This is a genomic window from Nocardia sp. NPDC050710 (assembly GCF_040654375.1).
In the GTDB taxonomy this organism is placed as follows: domain Bacteria; phylum Actinomycetota; class Actinomycetes; order Mycobacteriales; family Mycobacteriaceae; genus Nocardia.
This window is the reverse complement of record NZ_JBFAHV010000011.1, coordinates 203,853-225,101: the sequence shown is the minus strand read 5'-3', so window position 1 is coordinate 225,101 and position 21,249 is coordinate 203,853. Positions and strand designations below refer to the sequence as shown.

4 protein-coding genes are annotated in these 21,249 nt (G+C 68.4%); 2 read left to right on the top strand and 2 right to left on the bottom strand.

From position 1 onward, the window contains the following. Positions 1–661: 661 nt before the first annotated feature. Together AB0H61_RS20860 and AB0H61_RS20855 are read left to right on the top strand one after the other, a co-directional pair. Positions 662–2,152 (top strand): DUF222 domain-containing protein, encoded by a 1,491-nt coding sequence (locus AB0H61_RS20860; protein ID WP_357306892.1) that lies wholly within the window; start codon positions 662–664, stop codon positions 2,150–2,152. A gap of 6 nt (positions 2,153–2,158) precedes the next feature. Continuing rightward, on the top strand, positions 2,159–2,452 hold the full coding sequence (locus AB0H61_RS20855) for a hypothetical protein (protein ID WP_357306890.1): 294 nt from the start codon (positions 2,159–2,161) through the stop codon (positions 2,450–2,452). A 1,123-nt stretch (positions 2,453–3,575) separates the two neighbouring features. Here the strand turns inward: AB0H61_RS20855 and AB0H61_RS20850 are convergent. After that, the gene (locus AB0H61_RS20850; RefSeq protein ID WP_357306888.1) at positions 3,576–19,973 is read right to left on the bottom strand and encodes an amino acid adenylation domain-containing protein; all 16,398 of its coding nucleotides are present in this window, start codon (positions 19,971–19,973) and stop codon (positions 3,576–3,578) included. A gap of 262 nt (positions 19,974–20,235) precedes the next feature. Continuing rightward, a complete protein-coding gene (locus AB0H61_RS20845) occupies positions 20,236–21,219 on the bottom strand; it encodes a LuxR C-terminal-related transcriptional regulator (RefSeq protein WP_357306886.1) in 984 nt (327 codons plus the stop codon). Positions 21,220–21,249 lie beyond the last annotated feature (30 nt).

The window sequence follows — 21,249 nt, the reverse complement described above, 5'->3', positions numbered from 1 at the left end:
TCGGTCACGAACACCAACCGAGAACTACGCGACCGGCATCACTGACCTCCTACCCACGAGTTCACTCACACACGCGACATCGCGTCGCACCCACAGGATTCGATCATTGCTCAAGCGCTGTGATGCTGTACTGCGACCGCTTCCCTACCGTCCGGTGACCTTCGTTTCTCACTCGGCGGGGTTCGAGACGCAACCACAGCCGCCAGCCAGGCCGGAAGCCCGCACCACGCATCTGACAGCAGGGTAAAGCCGGGTACGGCCCACAGCGCGCCCTGCACTGCCATCCCGTCCCGAAGGGGCCGCCATAACCACGCGCCCTACCGAAGATCGGTGCCCGGACGCGACCCAGTGACCGACCCTTCTTGTACACATTTGCCGACTGCGCGAGCTCGCGGCGACCACACAACCAGCAGCACCCGGCCGGGCACTTGCGGACCGATTCAGGCGTCGATTCACCGTCAACGCAATCTTGTAGCGACCGCACAGCTCTCGACGCACATCGTGGAGACACCACCGACCTCGGCAATCACGAGCGGCGTCCACGAGAACGGGGAAATGGTTGTAGCCCTGATGATTTCAGTCATTCGTCCAGTGTGAAGACATCCAGTTCAGATCCGAAAACCCCTGGCGTGTCACGGTTTCAGGCCAGTAGGATTCGTACATGCGTTCGGTCACCGACACTCTTCAGCAACGGGTCACCTACCCGCTGCTGGCCTCGGTCGCCGAACTCCACGAAACACCACTGACCGGGCTCACCGACGACGAGATCGTCCACGCGTTGCGGGAAGTGGAACAAGCCACCCGCACGCTGGCCGCGATCGGGCACCGCCTGATCGTGGAGGCCTCCGACCGGTCTCTGCCGTCGCACACCGGCACCGGCACGGTGAAGAAGTTCCTGATGCAAACCTTGCGACTGTCCAACGCCGACGCCACAGCCCGCGTCGCGGCCGCGACCTCGCTGGGGGTATGGCACGACATGGGCGGCGACCCCGTCGAACCCCGCCTGCCCGCCACGGCTGCCGCGCAAGCCGACGGCGCCATCTCCGCCGATCACGCGCGGTCGATCGCGGCGGTGATGAAGCGAGTCCCCGGATCCACGTCGGATGCGGATTTCCGAGCGGCCGAACAGATCCTGGCCGACTTCGCCCGCGCCAGCTCCCCCGACGACATTCCCCGAATCGGCGAAGCGATCCTGGCGAGGTTGGATCCGGACGGGCATCTGACCGATGAGCGGGACCGGCAACGGATGCGTGGCATCACCATCGGACGGCAGCGGGCGGATGGGATGTCGCCAGTACGAGGGGAGATCACCCCGACTCTGCGGGCGTTGCTGGACCCGGTGGTGGCGAAGCTGGGACGGCCCGGTGTGAACAATCCCGAGGATCCCGACTCTCCCTGTGGGGATTACGAATCGGTTGATCGGGATACACTCGCGGCGGCTGCGCAACGAGATGCCCGCACCTCGGCGCAGCGCACCCACGATGCGCTGCTGGCGTTGCTGCAACCCGGCGTGGCTCCGGATGCGCTCGGCCGGCATCGCGGGTTGCCGGTGTCGACGATCCTGACGATGAGCGTCACCGAGGTCGAGAAGGCCGCCGGAGTCGCGACCACCGCCACCGGCGGCACGGTGCCGTTGCCGGAGGCGTTGAAACTGGCCGAACGCTCACAGCCGTTCCTGATGGTGTTCAACCACGACGGTGTGCCCCTACATCTCGGAAAGACCAAACGCCTGGCGACCGCCGAGCAGCGGATGGCGTTGATCGCCGCCGTGCGCGGCTGCTCGCGGCCCGGTTGCGACGCTCCCGCCAGCCTCTGCGCGATCCATCATGTCACCGAATGGGGCAAGGGCGGGCCCACCGACATAGGCAATGAGACCCTGGCGTGCGACCGCTGCCACGCCATGGTCCACGACGGCCCCGGCGGCTGGAAAACCGTTGTCCTGGGACCGGACTCGAAGTATCCCGGCCGCACCGCATGGATCGCACCACCACACATCGATCCATCACAGACCCCGACCGTCAACCACCGCCACCACTCCGGCGAACTGCTTGCCGAAGCACTCGCCCGCATCCACGCGCGCAAAGAGCTCGACCGCCAACACCACCGAGAATGGCTACGCGAACTACAGCAGCCATCCGGCGACGCGGCGTGAGGTTATGTGACGTGGCCCGGAACGGACCGGGATCACCGCTACGGCCATACCCACCGCGAACGGATCGACCCACGGCCCACCGCAACCTCCACCACCACGGCCACGGCCACCGCAACCTCCACGGCCACGGCCTACCGCCACCGCCACCGGCCACCGCCACCGGCCACGGCCACGGCCCACCGACCACCGGCCTACCGCCCACCGCTCATCGACATCGACATCGGTACGAAAACCCTGATCTGCGACCGCTGGCACGCCATGATCCACGACGGCCGGGTTGGCTGGAAACCGTTGTCCTGAGGCCGGACTCGAAACATCCCGGCCGCACCGGACGGATCGCACCACCACACATCGCCCCATTACGACCGCGGCAATCAACCACCGCCACCACCGGCGATCTCCTCGCCGAAGCACTCGACCGCATCCACGCGCGCGAAGGACTCGACCGCAGGCAACACCGCGAATGGCTGCAACAACTACAGCAGCCATCCGGCGACGCGGCGTGAGGTTATGTGACATGGCACAGAACGGACCTGGATCACCGCTACCGCTATACCGACTGAGAACGGATCAACCCACGGCCCACCGCAACCTCCACTGCCCTCGGCCCACCGGCCACCACCAGCCCACCAGCCACAGCTCACAGCTCATCGACATCGACATCGACAAAGAAGCCTTGGTCTGCGACCGCTGGCACGCGATGGTCCACGACGGCCGGGTTGGCTCGAAACCGTTGTCCTGAGGCCGGACTCGAAACATCCCAGCGCACCGGACGGATCGCACCCCGTACGTCAGCCCGTCGCAGACTCCAGCGGTCAACCACCGCCACCAACCCGGCCAAAACACTCGCAAACATCCACGCGTGCAAAGAGCTCGACCGCCAGCACCACCGCAAATGGCCGCAACAACAAATGGCTGCAAACAACAACTACAGCAGCCATCCGGCGACACGACGTGAGGTTATGTGACGTGCCCCGGAACGGACCGGGGTCACCGCTACCGCCATACCCACCAGGAACGAATCGGCCCACCGGCCACCAGCCACGGCCACCAGCCACCAGCCACCAGCCCACGGCCACCGGGCCACCGGGCACCGGCCACCAGCCCACGGCCACCAGCCGACGACCACCAGCCACCAGCCAACGCCCCACAGCCACCGGCCCGCCACCCACGACCCACGACCCACAGCCACCGACCCACAGCGACATGACCGCGAAGCGCAACGCGACGGTCCCACGCTCCGGATCACAGACGCGTGCTCCCGGTGCGACTGCTCTAACGGAGCGCTGTCATCGGGCAGGTCCGGGCGGACTATCCGATGCCGTGCGCGTAGGTGTCATAGCACCGCAGCGATATTCAGCCCCTGCCAGTCGGCCGACACCGGGTGGGACGTGGCGGTGACCGAGTTCGAACCCGTTTCGGTTCACAACCATTCGTGCAAAACCTCCGCAATGCGCCGCAGCGCCGCATCGGTGGTCATTCGCCAGTGTGTCGTGTCCACCGGGTGGTTGTGTACGGCGCCCGCCACCGCGTCCACCCAGGTCGCGGCGCCGGCGGAACCGGTGGGATCGTCCTGGGTCGCGGTGAAGTAGACGAGGTGCCCGTCGAACGGCCGGGCGCGATAGGCCTCGTCGAGCGCCACCGAATCGATTGCGGCGTCCACGACGCGTTCGATCCGCGCGGCCCCGAAGGATGCGAACGGCTCGGGGAGGGAGCTCAGCCGCTGGGCCAGCTGCGTCAATTCCACGGTGTCGTGCAGGCCGAATTCGGCGGCGTGATCACCGAGCAGTCCGCCGAGCAGTTCGGGCACCAGCACTTCGGTCGCCGCGACGGAGGTAACGGTGTCGGAGTGGCGCAGTCGGCTGTCCAGCATGGCGAGCAAGGCCACCCGCTCGCCCTCGTCCTGAAGCTGGACGGCCACGGCATGGGCGAGCACACCGCCGAGCGACCATCCGAGCAGGTGGTACGGGCCCTGCGGCTGCACCGCGCGGATGTGTTTGACGTAGAGCCGCGCCCAATCCTCGATCGAATCCGGTAGCGGGTCCGCGGAATCGAGCGCCGGTGACTGGAGCCCGTAGATCGGCCGATCCGCATCGAGGTGGGCGGCCAGCCCGGCGAACGACCACGCGACGCCGCCGATCGGATGAATACAGAACAGCGGTTCGGCCGCGCCGGAGGTCCGCAGCGGCAGCAGCACATCGAAGGCCGCGTCCGCACCTGCGCCCTCGGCGCCGCGCGCCCGCAACTGCGCGACGAGACCCGCCGGGGTGGGTGCGGTGAACACCCACAGCACCGGAACCGTTGCGGCCACCGCCTCGCCCAGCCGGGCCGTCAACTTGGTAGCGATCAGCGAATTGCCGCCGAGTTCGAAGAAGTTGTCGTCCAGTCCGATGCGTTCCAGGCACAGCACATCCGCGAAAACCTCGCAGACCGTGGTCTCCAGTGCGGTCGTGGGTGCACGGTAGGCACGGGTCGCGAGCTGGGGCTCGGGCAGCGCCGCACGGTCGAGTTTGCCAACCGAGGTCAACGGGACGTCATCGAGGACAACGATCGCCGCGGGCACCATATGCGACGGCAAGGTCCGTGCGGCCCACTCGATCAGCCGATCCGGATCGATCGCCCGGTGTGCGGCCGCCACCACGTAGGACACCAGCACCGTTGCCCCGGAGGGATTTTCCCGGCCTACTGTGACGGCGAAGTCCACCTCGTCGTTGGCGGCGAGTACGGCATCGATCTCGCCGAGTTCGATGCGGAAGCCGCGGATCTTCACCTGGAAGTCCGTGCGGCCCCGGTAGTCGAGCTCACCGTCGGCCGTCCACGCCACCAGATCGCCGGTGCGATACATGCGGGCACCGGGCTGGAACGGGTCGGCCACGAAGCGATCCGCCGTCAGATCGGGGCGGCCGATGTAGCCCCGCGCCAATTGCGCACCGGCCAGGTACAACTCACCCGGAACACCGGCGGGCACCGGTCGCAACCGCGCGTCCAGCACATACACCCGGCTGTTCCATACCGGGCCGCCGATCGGCACGGATACCTCGTCGCCGCGGCCGACCCGATGGCTGGTGATCGATACCGCCGCCTCGGTCGGGCCGTACAGATTGAACAGCTCTGTTTCGGGTCTCGCCGCCATGAACCGGCGCGCCAGCGCCGCGGGCAACGTCTCGCCGATGGCCAGTACCCGGCGCAACGACTCCGGCAGCCGACCGGTCAGCAAGGCGTCCAGCATCGACGGCACGGCGTGCAGGGTGGTCACACCCTCCCGCGCCATCAACGCGTTCAGATAGACCGGGTCGCGGTGCCCGTCCGGCGCGGCGATCACCAGGCGACCACCGCACACCGCCGCCGACCAGAACTCCCACACCGACAGATCGAATGTCGCCGCCGTCTTGAGCAGCACCGCGTCAGCGGTATCCAACCCGAATTCGTTTGTCTTCCACAGCAACTGATTCACGATCGCGCCATGCGAAACCGCGACGCCCTTGGGACGGCCGGTGGAACCCGACGTGAAAATCACATAGGCCGCATGCTCGGCACGCAGTGGCGTGATGCGGTCGATGTCGGCGATCGGGGCCGAGTCCACCGTGGACAGGTCCAGCCGATCCAGCCGAACGACGGGTACGGGGGATGTGGCGCAATCCGCATCGGCATTGGTCAGCACGCAGACCGGTGCCGCCGTCGACAGGATGTAATCGGTACGCTCCGCGGGCTGATCCGGATCCACCGGCACATACGCACCACCGGCCCTGGCCACCGCGTACATCGCCACAACCAGATCCACCGAACGACGAATAGCCAACGCCACCCGCGACTCCGGACCCACACCCACCGAAATCAAATACCGGGCAAGACGATTCACCCGGGAATCCAACTCCGCATATGTCAGCCGAGCACCATCGGCGTCGACCAACGCCACCGCCCCCGGCACACGCTCCACCGTCGCGTCCAATAGCGAAACCAAGGTGTCGCCCGTGTCGCGGGTGGACGCATCCGCGGTGTCGTTCCACACCGTGAGAATCCGGGCGCGCTCGCGCGGCGCGAGCAGATCGATCGCACCGACCGGCACCCGCGGATTCGCGACCACGGCATCCAGTACCCGGATGAATCGGTCTACGAATTCCGACACCGTCGACTCGTCGAACAGATCCGCGGCATAGGTGAAGTAGCCGCCGATCCCCGTCGGCGCACCTGCCTCGTCGTAGCCGTCGGCCACGATCACATGCAGATCGAACTGCGACAGTTGCCGATCCGTCTCCATCCCCGTGACGGTCAACCCCGGCAGCTCCATCCGGCCCAGGGCCAGGTTCTGGAACGACAGGCCCACCTGGAACAGCGGATGCCGCGCCGTGGACCGCACCGGATTCAGCACTTCGACCAAACGCTCGAACGGCACATCGGCGTGCGCGAAGGCCTGGATATCGGTATCCCGCTGCCGCGCAAGCAACTCCGCGAAACTGGCGTCCGCGTCCACCCGGCTTCGGAAGACCAGGGTATTGACGAACATGCCGATGAGATCGTCCAGCACCGCCTCGCCGCGACCCGCGGTCGGCGTGCCGATCGCGATATCGTCGGTGCCCGACAGCCGGGCCAGCAGCACCGCCAACGCGGTCTGCACCACCATGAACAGCGTGGCGCCCTCCGCCCGCGCCACTTCCGTCAGCGCCGCGTGCGTGGGCGCGTCGATGCGCAGTTCGACCCGGCCACCCGCGAACGACTGCACCGCGGGGCGCGGCCGGTCCCTCGGCAGTTCCAGCTGGTCCGGCAGGTCGGCCAACGCCTGTCGCCAGTAGGTGATCTGTTCGGCCGCGATCGACCCCGGCTGATCCTCGCTACCGAGCACCTCGCGCTGCCACACCGCGTAGTCCGCGTACTGCACCGGCAATGGCGCCTGATCCGGGACTCGCCCCAGTGCCCGAGCCGCGTACGCCGACACCAGATCACGGGTGAGCGGGCCACCCGAGAAGCCGTCACCGGCGATGTGGTGCACGACCATGGCCAGGACGTGGTCGCCGTCCGCGATCCGGAAGAGCACGGCGCGCAGCGGCACCTCGGCGGTGACGTCGAATATCGTCGAAACCAGCTCCGTCACAGCGGAATCCACATCGGCGTCGGCGATCGAGCACACCGTGAGTCGTGGCACGTCGCGGTGTTCGGGCGCCAGGATGACCTGTACCGGACCCGATTCGGTCTGCGGGTACACCGTGCGCAGGATCTCGTGTCGCACAACGAGATCGGTGAAGGCCTGCCGCAGCGCGTCGATATCGGGTTCGCCCGTCAATCGGATCGCGATGGGGATGTTGTAGGCGGCCGACTCGGTATCGAACCTGTTGAGGAACCACATTCGCTGTTGTGCGGGTGACAGCGGAATACGTTCCGGTCGCGGGCCCGCGACCAGGGCGCGACGACTTCCCGCGCCGGTGAGCTCCGCCAACTCCCGCGCCAACCCGGCGACGGTGGGTGCGGTGAACAGCAGCCGCACCGGAACCCGGGCGTCCACCCCGGCGCCGAGGCGTGCGGTCACGCGCGTGGCCAGCAGCGAATTGCCGCCGAGCGCGAAGAAGTCGTCGTCGGCGCCGATCCGCGCTACGCCGAGCACCTCGGCGAAGACATCGGCGACGGCCCGCTCCGCGACCGTCGACGGTTCCCGGTAGACGCGCGCCGCGAACTCCGGGTCGGGCAGGGCATGCCGATCCAGCTTGCCCACTGCGGTCAACGGAACCCGGTCGAGCACCACGACCGCCGCGGGGACCATATGCGACGGCAGCGTCCGCGCGACCCACCGCGTCAATTCCTCCGGGTCGAGCGCCCGACCCGTCACATACGACACCAGAACCGTGACACCACCGGCGTTTTCGCGACCCACGGTGACCGCGTAGTCCACCTCGGGGTGGGCGGTGAGCACCGCGTCGATCTCCCCGAGCTCGATACGGAAACCGCGAACCTTCACCTGGAAGTCCGTGCGGCCCAGGTACTCCAGCTCCCAGCCGATCGACACGGCCTCCGGTACCTCGACCCACCGCACCAGATCGCCGGTCCGGTACATCCGGTCCCCGTGCGGTCCCCACGGATTGGCGACGAAACGCTCCGACGTCGCGGCGGCACGCCCGTGATAGCCGCGTGCCAGCGCCGGACCCGCCAGATACAGCTCACCCGTGGCACCCACGGGCACCGGGTTCAACTGTCCGTCCAGTACCGCCGCCCACAGGCCGGGAACCGGACGGCCGATCGTCACCCGCTGTCCCGCGAGGAGAGTCGTATAGGTGGCGCCGATCGTCACCTCGGTCGGGCCGTATCCATTGATGAAGCGGCGGCCGGGCTGCCATCTGGCCAGCAGTTCGGGCGTGGTGGCCTCGCCACCCGCCGACACGACCTCCAGATCGTCCAGGCCCGACGGATCCATGGTGCCCAGCAGCGCCGGGGTGATGATGGTATGCGTCACCCGCTCGCCGCGCAGCAGGTCGTGCAGTTCATCGCCGCCCACCATGCCGGGCGCGGCGATCACCAGGGTCGCGCCGCTGTGGAAGGCGCTGGTCATCTCCTCGACCGACTGGTCGAAGCTCGGTGAACATACGTGCAGCATCCGATGCTCCGGCGTCAGCCGCAGCATATCGACCGTGTAGCCCACCAATCCGCCGAGGCCGGCGTGGGTGACGGTGACCCCCTTGGGCGAACCCGTCGACCCCGATGTGTAGATCACATACGCCGGATGCGAGATATGTAGCGGCGCACGACGATCCAGGTCGGTCACCGCGGCGGCCGAGTGGGTGGCGCAGCGCGCGAGCAGCGCGGGATCGTCGAGCACCAGCCAGTCCACCGCGTCGGGCAGCCCCGCCGACCGCTGCTCGGCGACGGTAATGCCCACCGCCGCACCGGAATCGGCCAGCATGTACCGCACCCGGTCCGCCGGATAGGTCGGATCGACCGGAAGATACGCGCCACCGGCCTTGGCGACCGCCCATACCGCGACGACCATCGCGTACGAACGTCGCATCGCGAGCGCCACGACCGTTTCGGGCGCGACGCCCTGCTCGATCAGCGTCCGTGCCAGGCGCGACGACAGTTCGTCCAGCTCACCGTAGGTATACGCCCGTCCGGCGTCGCGCACCGCGACCCGATCCCGCCCGAAACGGACACCTCGGGCCAGCAGATCCGGCAACATCCCGACGGCGACCGGGGCCCCGCCACCGATCCGGGTCAGCCGTTCGTATTCGTGCGCGGCCAGGATCGGCAGGTCGAACACCCGCGTCTCGGGCCGATCCGCGATCGCCGTCAGCACCCGAACGAACCGTTGCGCGAGGACATCCGCCGTGCGGTCGTCGAAAAGATCACGCGTGAAAGACATCTCGCCGCGGATCTCGGCCCGCCCGTCGTCCGCGGCCGATATCGCCAGCGCCAGATCGCCCACCGCGTCCGGCGGGCTCTGGAACGACAGCGCCACCTGGAACAGGGGGTGCCGATCCGGCGATCGTCGCACGCCCAATAGGTCGACCAGCTCGTCGAACGGAATTCCGGCGTGCGCGAAGCCGTGTTGTTCGACCCGGTGCGCCTCCGGTAGGAGGTCGATGAAGCGTGCGCTCCCGTCCACCCGGGTACGCAGCGCCAACTCGGCGCGACGGCCGCCCGGCGGCGGGGTCCCGATCGCGATGTCGTCGGTGCCCGACAGTCGCGCGAGCACCACCGCCAATGCCGTGCGCGCCAGTGCGGACCATGACACCTCCGCCGTGCACACCACCCGGCGCAGATCCCGATGAACCCGGTCGGGCACCGAGAACTCCACCCGCCCACGGGCTTCGGAACGCGCGCTGGTGCGCGGCCGGTCCGACGGCAACTCCAGCCGATCGGGCAGACCCGCCAGCGCGCCACGCCAATACCGGGACTTGGTGATCGAATCGTCGGATCGAGCGTCGAGCAGCAGCGCGGTCTCGGCCGCGGTACGGTCCGGCGTCGCGACGAGATCGCCGAGTACGCGACGCAACCGATCGGCCACGGCCTGCGCCATCGCGTCGGCGACCATATCGCGCCGGTACTTCACCTGCACCAGCGTGCGGGTGTCCAGGAAGACCAGGACGGTGATCGGATAGTGGGTGAAATCGGCCCCGTGCAGCCCATCGACCCGCAATCCGTCGAGGGCGCCGCTCGCCTGCCGCAGCCCGTCGACGTCCACCGGGTACGACTCGAAGACCAGCATCGTGTCGAACAATTCGCCCTGACCCGCCACGCGCTGGATGGCGCCGAGTCCGAGATGGTGATGATCGAGCAGTGACGCCTGCTCGGCCTGCAACCCGTCCACCAGGGTCCGCACCGTCGTATCCCGATCGAACCGGATCCGCACCGGGATGGCGTCCACGAACAGGCCGATCATGTCGCCGACGCCGTCGAGTTGCGGTGGCCGGCCGGAGATCGTCGCGCCGAAGACGACATCGTCGCGTCCGGTACTCGCCGCGAGGACCAGACCCCACGCCGCCTGGATCACCGTATTCGCGGTGACCTCGGCGGCGGCCGCGTACGCGGTGACGGCCGTGGTCTGCGCGGTCGACAGATCGAATTCGCAGACGCCGAACCCGGCACCGGAGGCGGCGGGCCAAGCCACCTCGGGGGCCAGCATGGTCGTCTCGACGCCCGCCAACACCTCCGACCAGGCCCGTGCGGCGGCGTCGCGGTCCTGCCGCGCGAGCCACCGCAGATAGTCGCGGTAGGGCCGGACCGACGGCAGCGGTGACGCGTCGCCGCCGGTCGCGTACAGGACCAGCAGCTCCTTCATCAGCAATGGCATCGACCAACCGTCGAGCAGGATGTGATGTCCGGTCAGTACGAGGTGGCTGTGTTCACTGGTGGTGTACAGCGTGAACCGCAGCAGCGGCGCCGACGCCGGATCGAATCCGCGCCGTTGTTCGGCGGCCAGCAGTTCCGGCAGGTCGGCATCGGAGACGCCGTCGACGATCCGCCACGGCACCTCGACCTCGTCCACCACCAGCTGTACGGTCGTCCCGTCGGCCGCGGAGACGAAGGCGGAGCGCAGATTCGCGTGCCGGTCCAGAATGGTCTGCGCGGCCCGGCGCAACCGCTCGGTATCCACCTCGCCGGTCAGCTGGGCCGCCAACTGGATGATGTACGCGTCGACCGACCCGTCCAGCAATTCCATGAGCACCCGCAGCGAGCCCTGTAGCGGCGACAGCGGCAGCACATCCGAGAGGCCGGGATGGTCGCGCCGCCACCGGTCCAACTCGGTCTGGGAGACCCGCACCAACGGCACGTCCGACGGGGTCAGGCCGCCCGCTGCCGGGTGTCGCGCATGGTCGGCGAGTGCGGCGAGCGCGGCCGACCAGTCCGCGGCCAGTTCCCGCACCCCCGCCTCGTCGAGGATTTCGCTCGCGTAGCGGAAACTCACCTCCATCTGCGGTCCGGCCTCGGTGTCGGCGGCGATCGCGTTGATATCGATCACCGCGCCGACGGGCATGGCCAGCTCGTGTTCGATGTCGAGCTCACCCAGATCGGCGGTCGGCAACCAACTCCGGTCGGGCAGGTCGGCGGGTACGCCCGCGGAGGCGCGGCCGAGATAGTTGAAGCCGATCTGCCCGATATCCCCGGTCAGCAGGTCGGCGGTCGCCGGATGCAGGTGGCGCAGCATGCCGAATCCGATGCCCTTGTCCGGCACCGCGAGCAGCTGTTCCTTGACCGATTTCAGGACGGTCGCGAGCGCCGCCTCATCGGCGAGCGCGTCCGCGGTTGTCACGGCGGACAGGTCGATCGCGACCGGATGGATCGTGGTGAACCAGCCGACGGTACGCGTCAGATCGGCGCCGGGGACAACGGATTCCGCGCGTCCGTGGCCTTCGAGTCGTATCCGGGTGACCGGCGCGTCGATACCGCGCCGCGCCCGCCAGGTGCGCACCGCCAGCGCGAGGGCCGCGAGCAGACCGTCGTCGACACCGCCGCGATACAGCGTGGGCAGCGTCGTCAGCACCGCCTCGGTGACCTCGACCGGCACCCGCACCGTGACCGACCGCATGGTCGCGTCGGTGTCGACCGCACAATCCACGGCGCGGCTGCCGAGCAGTGGATCCGGTGTGGCCAGCACCCGCTGCCAATAACCGGCCTCCGCCACGCGTTCGGGCGCGCCGGCCGCTTCGGTGATCGCGTGCGCCCAGCGCCGGAACGAGGTGCCGACCGCGGGCAGCTCGATCGGCCGCCCCGCGGCATGCTGCGCCCAGGCCGTCGCCAGATCGGGGATCAGGATCCGCCACGACACCCCGTCGATCGCGTAGTGATGCGCCGCCACCGCGAGCACATCGCGCGCGTCGGGCCTGCGCAACCAGGTGAAGGCGATCATCCGCGCGCCCGCGGGATCCAGTGCGGCCAATGCGGAAGACATTGCCGCACTGCCGATTCGGGCGAGCTCACGGGCGTCCACCGCCGCGGGTACGTCGACCTCGGATACCAGCGCATCGGCATCGATCGCTTCCCGCGCCAAAGCCTCGAACCGCCATCGGCCCTCGTCGCGCCACAGCCGGGAACGCAGCACCTCGTGCCGGTCGAGCACCGCGGCGATCGTCGCGACCAGACCGGCGCGGTCGATACCGTCGGGCAGCGCCAGCACCATGGTCTGGGCGAACCTGTCGCAGGAACCGTTGGCGAGGAATTCGGCGAGTACCGGCGTCAGCGGAATATCCCCGACGCCGCCACCGGGCAACTCCGCCAGCGCATTCGGCGCCGCGTCGGCGCCCACGGCCGCGACCCGGGCCAATCCGGCCACCGACCGCTGCTCGAAGACATCGCGAGCGGTGAAGACGATCCCGGCCGCCTTGGCCCGCGACACCAGCTGGATCGACATAATGCTGTCGCCGCCGATCGCGAAGAACGAATCATTCACCCCGACCGCCGCGACGCCGAGCACCTGGGCGAAGAGTTCGGTCAGTCGCGATTCGATCGGACCGAGCGGCGCCCGCGTGACCGTGGTCGCGAATACCGGCTCCGGCAATGCCTTTCGATCGAGTTTGCCATTGGAGGTCAGCGGGATCTCGTCGAGTACGACGATCGCCGACGGCACCATATGCGAGGGCAGCGTCGCTGCCGCGTGGTCGGTGAGCCGAGCCGGTTCGACCGTGCGACCCGGTGCCGCAAGCACATACGACACGAGCGCGGCCGAACCGGAGGGCAGCGTCCGGCCCACGGTCACCGCGAATTCGACGTCACGATGGCCGCCGAGCACCGCGTCGATCTCACCGAGTTCGACGCGGAAGCCACGCACTTTGACCTGTGCGTCGGAGCGCCCCACATAGTCGAGCTGCCAATCGACCGACAGCGGTGCGGCATACCAGCGCACCACGTCGCCGGTGCGGTACATCCGCGCACCCGGCGCACCCCACGGATCGGCGACGAACCGTTCGGCGGTCAATCCGGCCCTGTTCCGATAGCCGCGGGCCAGGCCGCCCCCGGCCAGATACAGTTCACCGGCGACGCCCGGCGGCACCGGATTCAGCCGTGCGTCCAAGACCAGCGCGGCGATGCCGTGCACCGGTGTACCGACCGTAATGTGCTGCCCCACCGTCAATTCCGCGTACGACGAGATAATCGTGGTCTCGGTCGGCCCGTAGGCGTTGAAATAGCGCCTGCCCGGCTGCCATCGGCCGAGCAGTTCGGTGGTCGTCACGTCGCCGCCGACCGAAACCACCCGGAGCGCCTCCAGACCGGCCGGATCGACGGTGCCGAGAACGGCGGGGGTGATGATCGCGTGCGTGACCGCCTCGGCGCGCAACAGGTCGCCGAGTTCGGCGCCGCCCACGACCGAGGGCGGCACGATGACCAGCGTCGCGCCGACGGAGAACGCGCACAACCACTCGAGGACCGAAGGATCGAAGCTCGGCGAGCAGATATGCAGCATCCGGTGGTGCGGCTCGAGCCCGTAGCGCCGGACCGTTTCCTCCAGGAGCCCACCCAGTCCGGCATGGGTCACGGTGACGCCCTTCGGCACACCCGTCGACCCGGACGTGTAGATGACATACGCGGGGTGCCGCATACGCAGCGGCGCGAGACGATCCGCGTCCGTCACCGCGGTGGCCCGCTGCGCATCGCACAAACGCTCGGTCTCCGGATCGTCGAGCAGCAGCCAGTCCACGCCGCCGGGCAGCCGATCGGCGTATTCGGTGGCCGTAATGCCGAGTACCGCGCCGGAGTCGGACACCATATGCCGCACCCGATCCGCCGGATACCCCGGGTCGACCGGTACATGCGCGCCACCCGCTTTGGCGATCGCCAGCACCGCGGCCACCATGTCGTAGGAGCGCGGTAGCGCCACGGCAACCAGGGCTTCCGGGCCGACACCGCGTTGGATCAGCAGACGCGCCAAACGCGAACTGCGCTCGTCCAATTCGCCGTAGCTGATCGACCGGCCCCGATATCGCACCGCGATGCTGTCGCGGCCGAGATCGACCCCACGGGTCAACAGATCGGGCAATAGCCCGGTGGCCATCACGTCATCGCCGCATACGCGGGTCAGCCGCCGCTGTTCGTCGGCGTCGAGCAGCGGCAGATCGCCGACGGGATCAGCCGGTCGGCGCACGGCGGCCGCCAGTAGCCGGAGGAATCGCTCGGCGAATACTTCCACGGTGCGCCGGTCGAACAGCTCGGGCGCGAAGGTCAATTCCGCGGCGGCGCCGTCCTCCCGAATATGCAGGGACAGATCGAATTTCGCCGTCGCGGGCGGCGGCCCGGGAAGTTCCGGACCGGTGCCGCCATCGACGATCGTGGAGCCGGGTTCGGACGCGACGGGCACGCGATCCCCGGCGGACAGCATCGTCTGCGCCAGCGGGTGACGCGCGTCCGAGCGGACCGGGTCCAGCAATGCCACCAGCGCGTCGAATGGTAGTTCGGTTCGGGTGAATGCCTGTGAGGCAACGTCTTTCGCTTGTTCGAGCAGATCGTCGAAGGAGGTTCCGCCCGGCACCCGGGTACGCAATACCAGTGTGTCGGCCGCACGCCCGGCGACCGGGGTGGCGATCGCGATGTCATCGGTACCCGATAGTCGCGCCAGCAGCACCGCGAATGCCGCGTGAACGACGGTGAAGACCGTCGTATCCCGCGTCCGCGCGACCTGCCGCAGTTCGTCACCCAGATCCGCGCCGATCTCGAATGCGACGCATCCGTGGGCGGTGGTGAAAGCCATTGGCCTGGGGCGATCTGCGGGCAGGTTCAGCTCCTCGGGCAGCCCCTCGAGTGCGGTGCGCCAGTAGCGCGTCTGCGCGATCAGGTCATCGCGCGCGTCGAACAGCCCCTCGATATCCGCCGCTGTGCGTTCCGGCGCGGCGACGAATTCACCGATCAGCGCTCGCAACCGATCCGCGAGCGCCTGCGCGGTCGCGGTGGTGATCATGTCGTGCCGGTATTGCACGCCGATGCGGAGTTGGGCTCCCAGCTCGACCTGGACGGCCACCGGGTAGTGGGTGAAATTGCCCCCGTGCAGGTCGAGGACTTCCAGTCCGTCGATCGTCCCGTAGGCCTGCCGCAAGCCGTCGGCGTCCACGGGATAGGACTCGTAGGCCACGAGCGAATCGAACAACTCGCCCGCACCCGCGGCGCGCTGGATATCGGCCAACCCGACGTGATGACGGTCGAGCAGCGAAACCTGTTCGGACTGAAGCCGGATCAGCAGTTCGCGCACCGGCGTATCGGCATCGAACCGAACCCGGACCGGGACGGTGTTGGCGAACAAGCCGACCATATCGTCGACTCCGTCGAGCTGCGGCGGCCGTCCGGAAACCACCGCTCCGAAGACGACGTCATCGCGTCCTACGCAGGCGGCGAGCACCAGGCCCCATGCCGCCTGAACCACCGTATTGACGGTGACCTCGGTAGCGGTGGCGAACGCCAGCAGCGCCGCGGTATCCGTCGGCGTCAGATCGGCGGCGCATACCCCGTAACCCTCGGCAGGCCGCGCGGGCGGCGCGAGGGATGCGGCCAGTCGCGTCGGCGCCAGTCCCGCCAGCGCGTCACGCCACGCGCGCATGGTGGCGTCCCGGTCGTACCCGGCCAGCCAGGCGAGGTAGTCGCGATACGGCCGGACCCGCGGCAGGTGCGTCGAATCACCGTCGGCCGCATAGGAAATCAGCAGTTCTTTCATCAGCAACGGCATCGACCAGCCGTCCAGCAGGATGTGATGCGCGGTCAGCACCAGATGTACGCGCCCAGAATCCGTGCGGTACACCGTGAATCGCAGCAGCGGCGCCACGGCGGGATCGAACCCGGTCCGCTGTTCGGTGGCGAGCAGCGCCGCCGGATCGGTGTCCGGAATGTCGACGATCCGCCACGGCACCTCCAGCCCCTCGGTCACGATCTGAATCGACGCGCCCTCGGCCGCGGTGACGAATGCGGAGCGCAGGACCGCCTGCCGATCCACCACCGTCTGCGCCGCACGGCGCAGACGATCCAGATCGATGACGCCGGAGAGTTCCACCGCCAGCTGGAGCAGATAGGGATCGGCCGAATCGGCCGAAATCTGTGTCAGGAACAGCAATCCGAGCTGTAGCGGCGACAGCGGCAGCACATCGACCAGACCCGGGTACTCCCGCCGCCAGCCATCGAGTTCACCCTGGGTGACCCGCACCAGCGGAACATCCGCGGGAGTCAGGCCACCGGCCGCCGGATCGTGCACATGCGCGGCCAGCACGGTCAGTGCGGCCACCCAGTGCTCGGCGAGCTCCCGCACGGCAGCCTCGTCGAGGATCTCGGACGCGTACGCGAACGACGCGTTCAGCTGCGCGCCGGATTCGGTGCCGGTGACGATCGCGTTGATATCCACCACGGCGGCCGCGGGCATCGCCCGATCCTGTTCGGCCTCCGGCTCACCCCAGTCGGCGGTCGGCAGCCAGTCCGTCGACGACTCCGGCACGTCACCCGCGGAAATCCGGCCGAGATAGTTGAAGCCGATCTGGCCCAGCGCGGCGTCGAGTTCGCCCGCGGTATCCGGGTTGAGATGGCGCAGCATGCCGAACCCGATGCCTCGGTCCTGCACCGTGAGCAGTTGCTCCTTCACCGATTTGAGCAGCGCCCCGGTCGCGGCGCCACCACACCAGGCCGCCTCGGCATCGAGGCCGGACAGCTCGAGCACCACCGGATACATGCTGGTGAACCAGCCGACGGTGCGCGTCAGATCGGCACCGGCGACCGCGGTCTCCTCGCGACCGTGCCCCTCCAGCCGCACCCGCGTGGCCGCGGCATCGACACCCCGGTTCGTCCGCCACGAGCGCACCGCCAGCGCCAGCGCGGCGAGCAGTCCGTCGTTGACCCCGCCGCGGTACAACGTCGGCAGCACGGTCAACACCGCATGGGTGACCTCGGCGGGCACCGCGACGGTGATACGCCGCACGGTTGCCGCGGTATCGACGGCCGGGTCGAAAGCCCGCGCGCCCAATGGCGGATCGGTGACGGCCAGCGTCCGCCGCCAGTACGACAGCTCGTCGGCGCGGTCGGCGGTATGCGCCGCCTCGACAAGTCCGTGCGCCCATCGCCGGAACGATGTGCCCACCGCGGGCAGGGCGATCTTGTGTCCCCCGGTGCGCTGCGCCCACGCGGTCACCAGGTCGGAGATCAGAATCCGCCACGACACGCCGTCGATCACATAGTGATGGGCGGCGATGATCAGCGCATCCCGGCCGTCCGGGCGAGCCAGCCAGGCGAAGGCGATCATCCGCGCCGCCGCCGGATCCAGCGTATCCAGCGCGGAATCCATTGCGGCACTGGCCGTTTCACATAGCTCGTCACTGCCGAGACCGGCGGGCACCTCGATACGGGTGAGCAGCGCGTCCACATCCACCGCACCCGGCGGCAGCGTGCGCAGCAGCCAGCGCCCGTCGACGGACCGCACCTGTGCGCGCAGCATGTCGTGGTGGTCGAGCACCGCGGCGAGAGTGGCCACCAGGTCCGCCCGGTCGATCCGCTCCGGGAGGTCGAGCACCATCTGCTGGGTGAATCGGCCGAAGGATCTCCCGCCGGCGAGGTAGGCGGCCAGCACCGGTGTCAGCGGCATCTCCCCCACACCGCCGCCGGGGAGCTCCGCGAGCATCGGCACCGGTTCGGCGCCTACCACCGCGACCCGCGCCAACCCGGCCACGGTGCGGTGCTCGAACACATCCTGCGGGGTGAAGGCAATGCCCGCCGCCCTCGCCCGCGACACCAGCTGGATCGACAGAATGCTGTCGCCGCCGGCGGCGAAGAACGAATCCTCGGCCCCGACCCGCCGCACACCGAGCACCTGCGCGAACAATTCGGCGAGCCGGGTCTCCACCGCGCCCACCGGTGCGCGCGAGACCGCCGCCTCGAAGACCGGCTCGGGCAGTGCCTGCCGATCCAGCTTTCCATTGGCGGTCAAAGGGATCGCGTCGAGCGCCACAATCGAGGAGGGCACCATATGGCCGGGCAACGTGGTTCCCACGAAACGCGACAGTTCGCCGGTGTCGAGGGAAATGCCGTCGCGGGCCAGCACATAGGAGACGAGCAGGGTCGCACCCGAGGGCGCCACCTTGCCGAGCGTCGCCGCGTATTCGATATCGGGGTGCGCGGTCAGCGCTGCGTCGATCTCACCGAGCTCGACGCGGAAGCCGCGGATCTTCACCTGGAAATCGGAGCGGCCCAGATATTCGATGGCGCCGTCGGCGGTGCGACGCACCAGATCGCCGGTGCGATACATCCGCACCCCCGGGCTGCACCCGTCCTCACCGAACGGATTGGCGACGAACCGTTGCGCCGTCAGCGCTGTCCGCCCGAGGTAGCCCTGAGCCAGCGCGGGACCGGAAAGGTAGAGCTCGCCGGTCACTCCGGCGGGTACCGGCCGCAGCAGTGAATCCAGGACCACCGCACCGACACCGGCGAGGGCGGCGCCGATGGTGATCGTCAGGCCGGGGACCAGCTCGGCGGTACCCGTCGCGAGAATGGTGACCTCGGTGGGGCCGTATCCATTGTGGAAGGACCGACCGCCGACCGCCCAACGCTCGACCAGACCGGGACCGAACGCATCACCCGCGACGACCACGACGCGCAATTCGTCGAGCCCGGCCGGATCGACCGACTCGAGCGCCGCGGGCGTGATCAGCATGTGGGTGACATGTTCGCGCCGCAACAGGTCGGCGAGTTCGGCCCCGCCGAATACCGTCGGCGGCGACACCACGAGCGTCGCGCCGGAGCTGAAAGCCAGTAGCAGTTCGAGCACCGAGACGTCGAAGCTCGGCGAACAGACATGCAGCACCCGCGAATCGCCGTCCACCGCGTAGCGCTCCCGCTGCGCGGTGACCAGCATCGCCAGACCGGCATGGGTCACCACGACGCCCTTCGGGCGGCCCGTGGAGCCGGAGGTGTAGATGACGTAGGCCGGATGCTGCTCGGTCAGTGTGCGCACCCGGTCGATATAGGAGATCGGATGCGCGGGCCTGGCCGCGATCCGCTCCCGGTGCACCGGATCATCGAGCTCGAGCCACTCGATCCCGGCGCCGAGCCGCCCGCGATGCGTCGAGTCGGTAAGCCCCAGCACCGCCCCGGAGTCGGCGACGAGGTAGGCACTGCGCTCCGGCGGCTGGGTGGGGTCGACCGGCACGTAGGCCGCACCGGCCTTGGCGACGGCCCACACGGCGAGCACCGATTCGAGCGAACGGGTGAAGCCGACGGCGACGACGTCGCCGGGGCCGATGCCATGGGCGATCAATTCCCGCGCCAGTTTCGACGAGGATTCGTCCAGTTCCGAATAGGTGAGCTCGCGCTGATCGGACGGTTCGCCGGTCGGGTTGTAGCGGATCGCTATGGAATCGGCCGCGGATTCGACGGCCGCGGTCAGCAACTGGACGAATAGCGGAGTACCCGATCTGCGACGAGTTCGACCTCGAACAGCACGACGAACCACATCCATTCGAGTACTACATACCTCTCGCGTCGAGCCCGCAGGTTATGTCGAGACCTGTCGAACTAAGCGAGAAGGAATCGATATTCGGGACAATGGCGCCCCTATCACTAGGGGCATTGAGCCCCTATCAGACCATAGGTAGCGGCTTCGTGCCGGGCCACCGAACTTCGTCCACGGCAGGGCTTTACCGGTTGCCAGATCATAGCCAACCCCTCCGAGTTGCTTGGACACCGGCCTGGAATCGAGTACTCGCTCCCAGTCGTTCCAGCAACCTGGCTGTGCGTCGCACCACAGTGCGCCGCGACATCCCCAGCCTGCGGGCAATGGTGTCGTCGGTGGCGCCCAGGCCCATCAGGGTCAGGATCGCCTTATCGCGTTCGTCCAGCTCGTCGGCGGCCGGATTCACCGAGATCGGCGCGGCCAGCGACCACAGCACGTCGAAGGTTTTCACCAGCAGCCGCAGCGCGGGCGACCCGGTGAGCCGCAGGCCCATCGGATCGGGGCGGCGTTCGTCGGCGTGCAGCACCAGGCTGGCCCGTTCGTCATCGCTGATGATCAGCTTGAACGGCGGTTCCGGCAGTGTCCTGGCCTGCGCCCCACTCGCATTGGTGGACAGTGCGTGCCGCAGCCGTTCCGCGTCCTGGTAGATGGTGTCCTGGTACAGGGTCTGGTAGCGGATGCCGTCGCCGAGCCGAGCCCGCTTGAGCAGGAACAGTTGCTGTTCGCGCTCCGGCTCGCTGAGGTAGGGGCCGCGCTCGATGACCTTGATCGAGCCGCGTGCCGAGGTCTGCAACTCCTCGAAATCGGCCAGCATTTCCAGCCGCTCGAAAACCGGAACAATGGCGCCGTTGCTGCGCGGTGAACGTCGTACCGAACGGAAGGTTTCGCTGAGTCGCGCGGCGGCGGCGTGCATCTGGTTGATTTCGTGCTGCCTGCGCCGCGCCTCGGATTCCGAAAGCGATTCGGGGGCATGGGCATCCCATGTCGGCTCGCCGTCGGGTCCTTCGACCCGGACCGCGGCCTGCAGGTCACACAGCACCTCCAGCGAGACCGCGGCGGCCTCCTCCGAGACGCTCAGATAGCGCGCGATCTCGGCAAGGCCGGATCGCGGATGATGCACCAGCACGGCATAGGTACGGCCGTGCGGTGATCCAGGCTCGAAGATGTCGCCCAGCTCAGTCACGGCCCGAGCCTAATGACCGGCCGGTCGTTG

Coding starts and splice junctions, on each gene's coding strand:
- AB0H61_RS20860 (WP_357306892.1), top strand. CDS start 662: ATGCGTTCGGTCACCGACACTCTTCAGCAACGGGTCACCTACCCGCTG.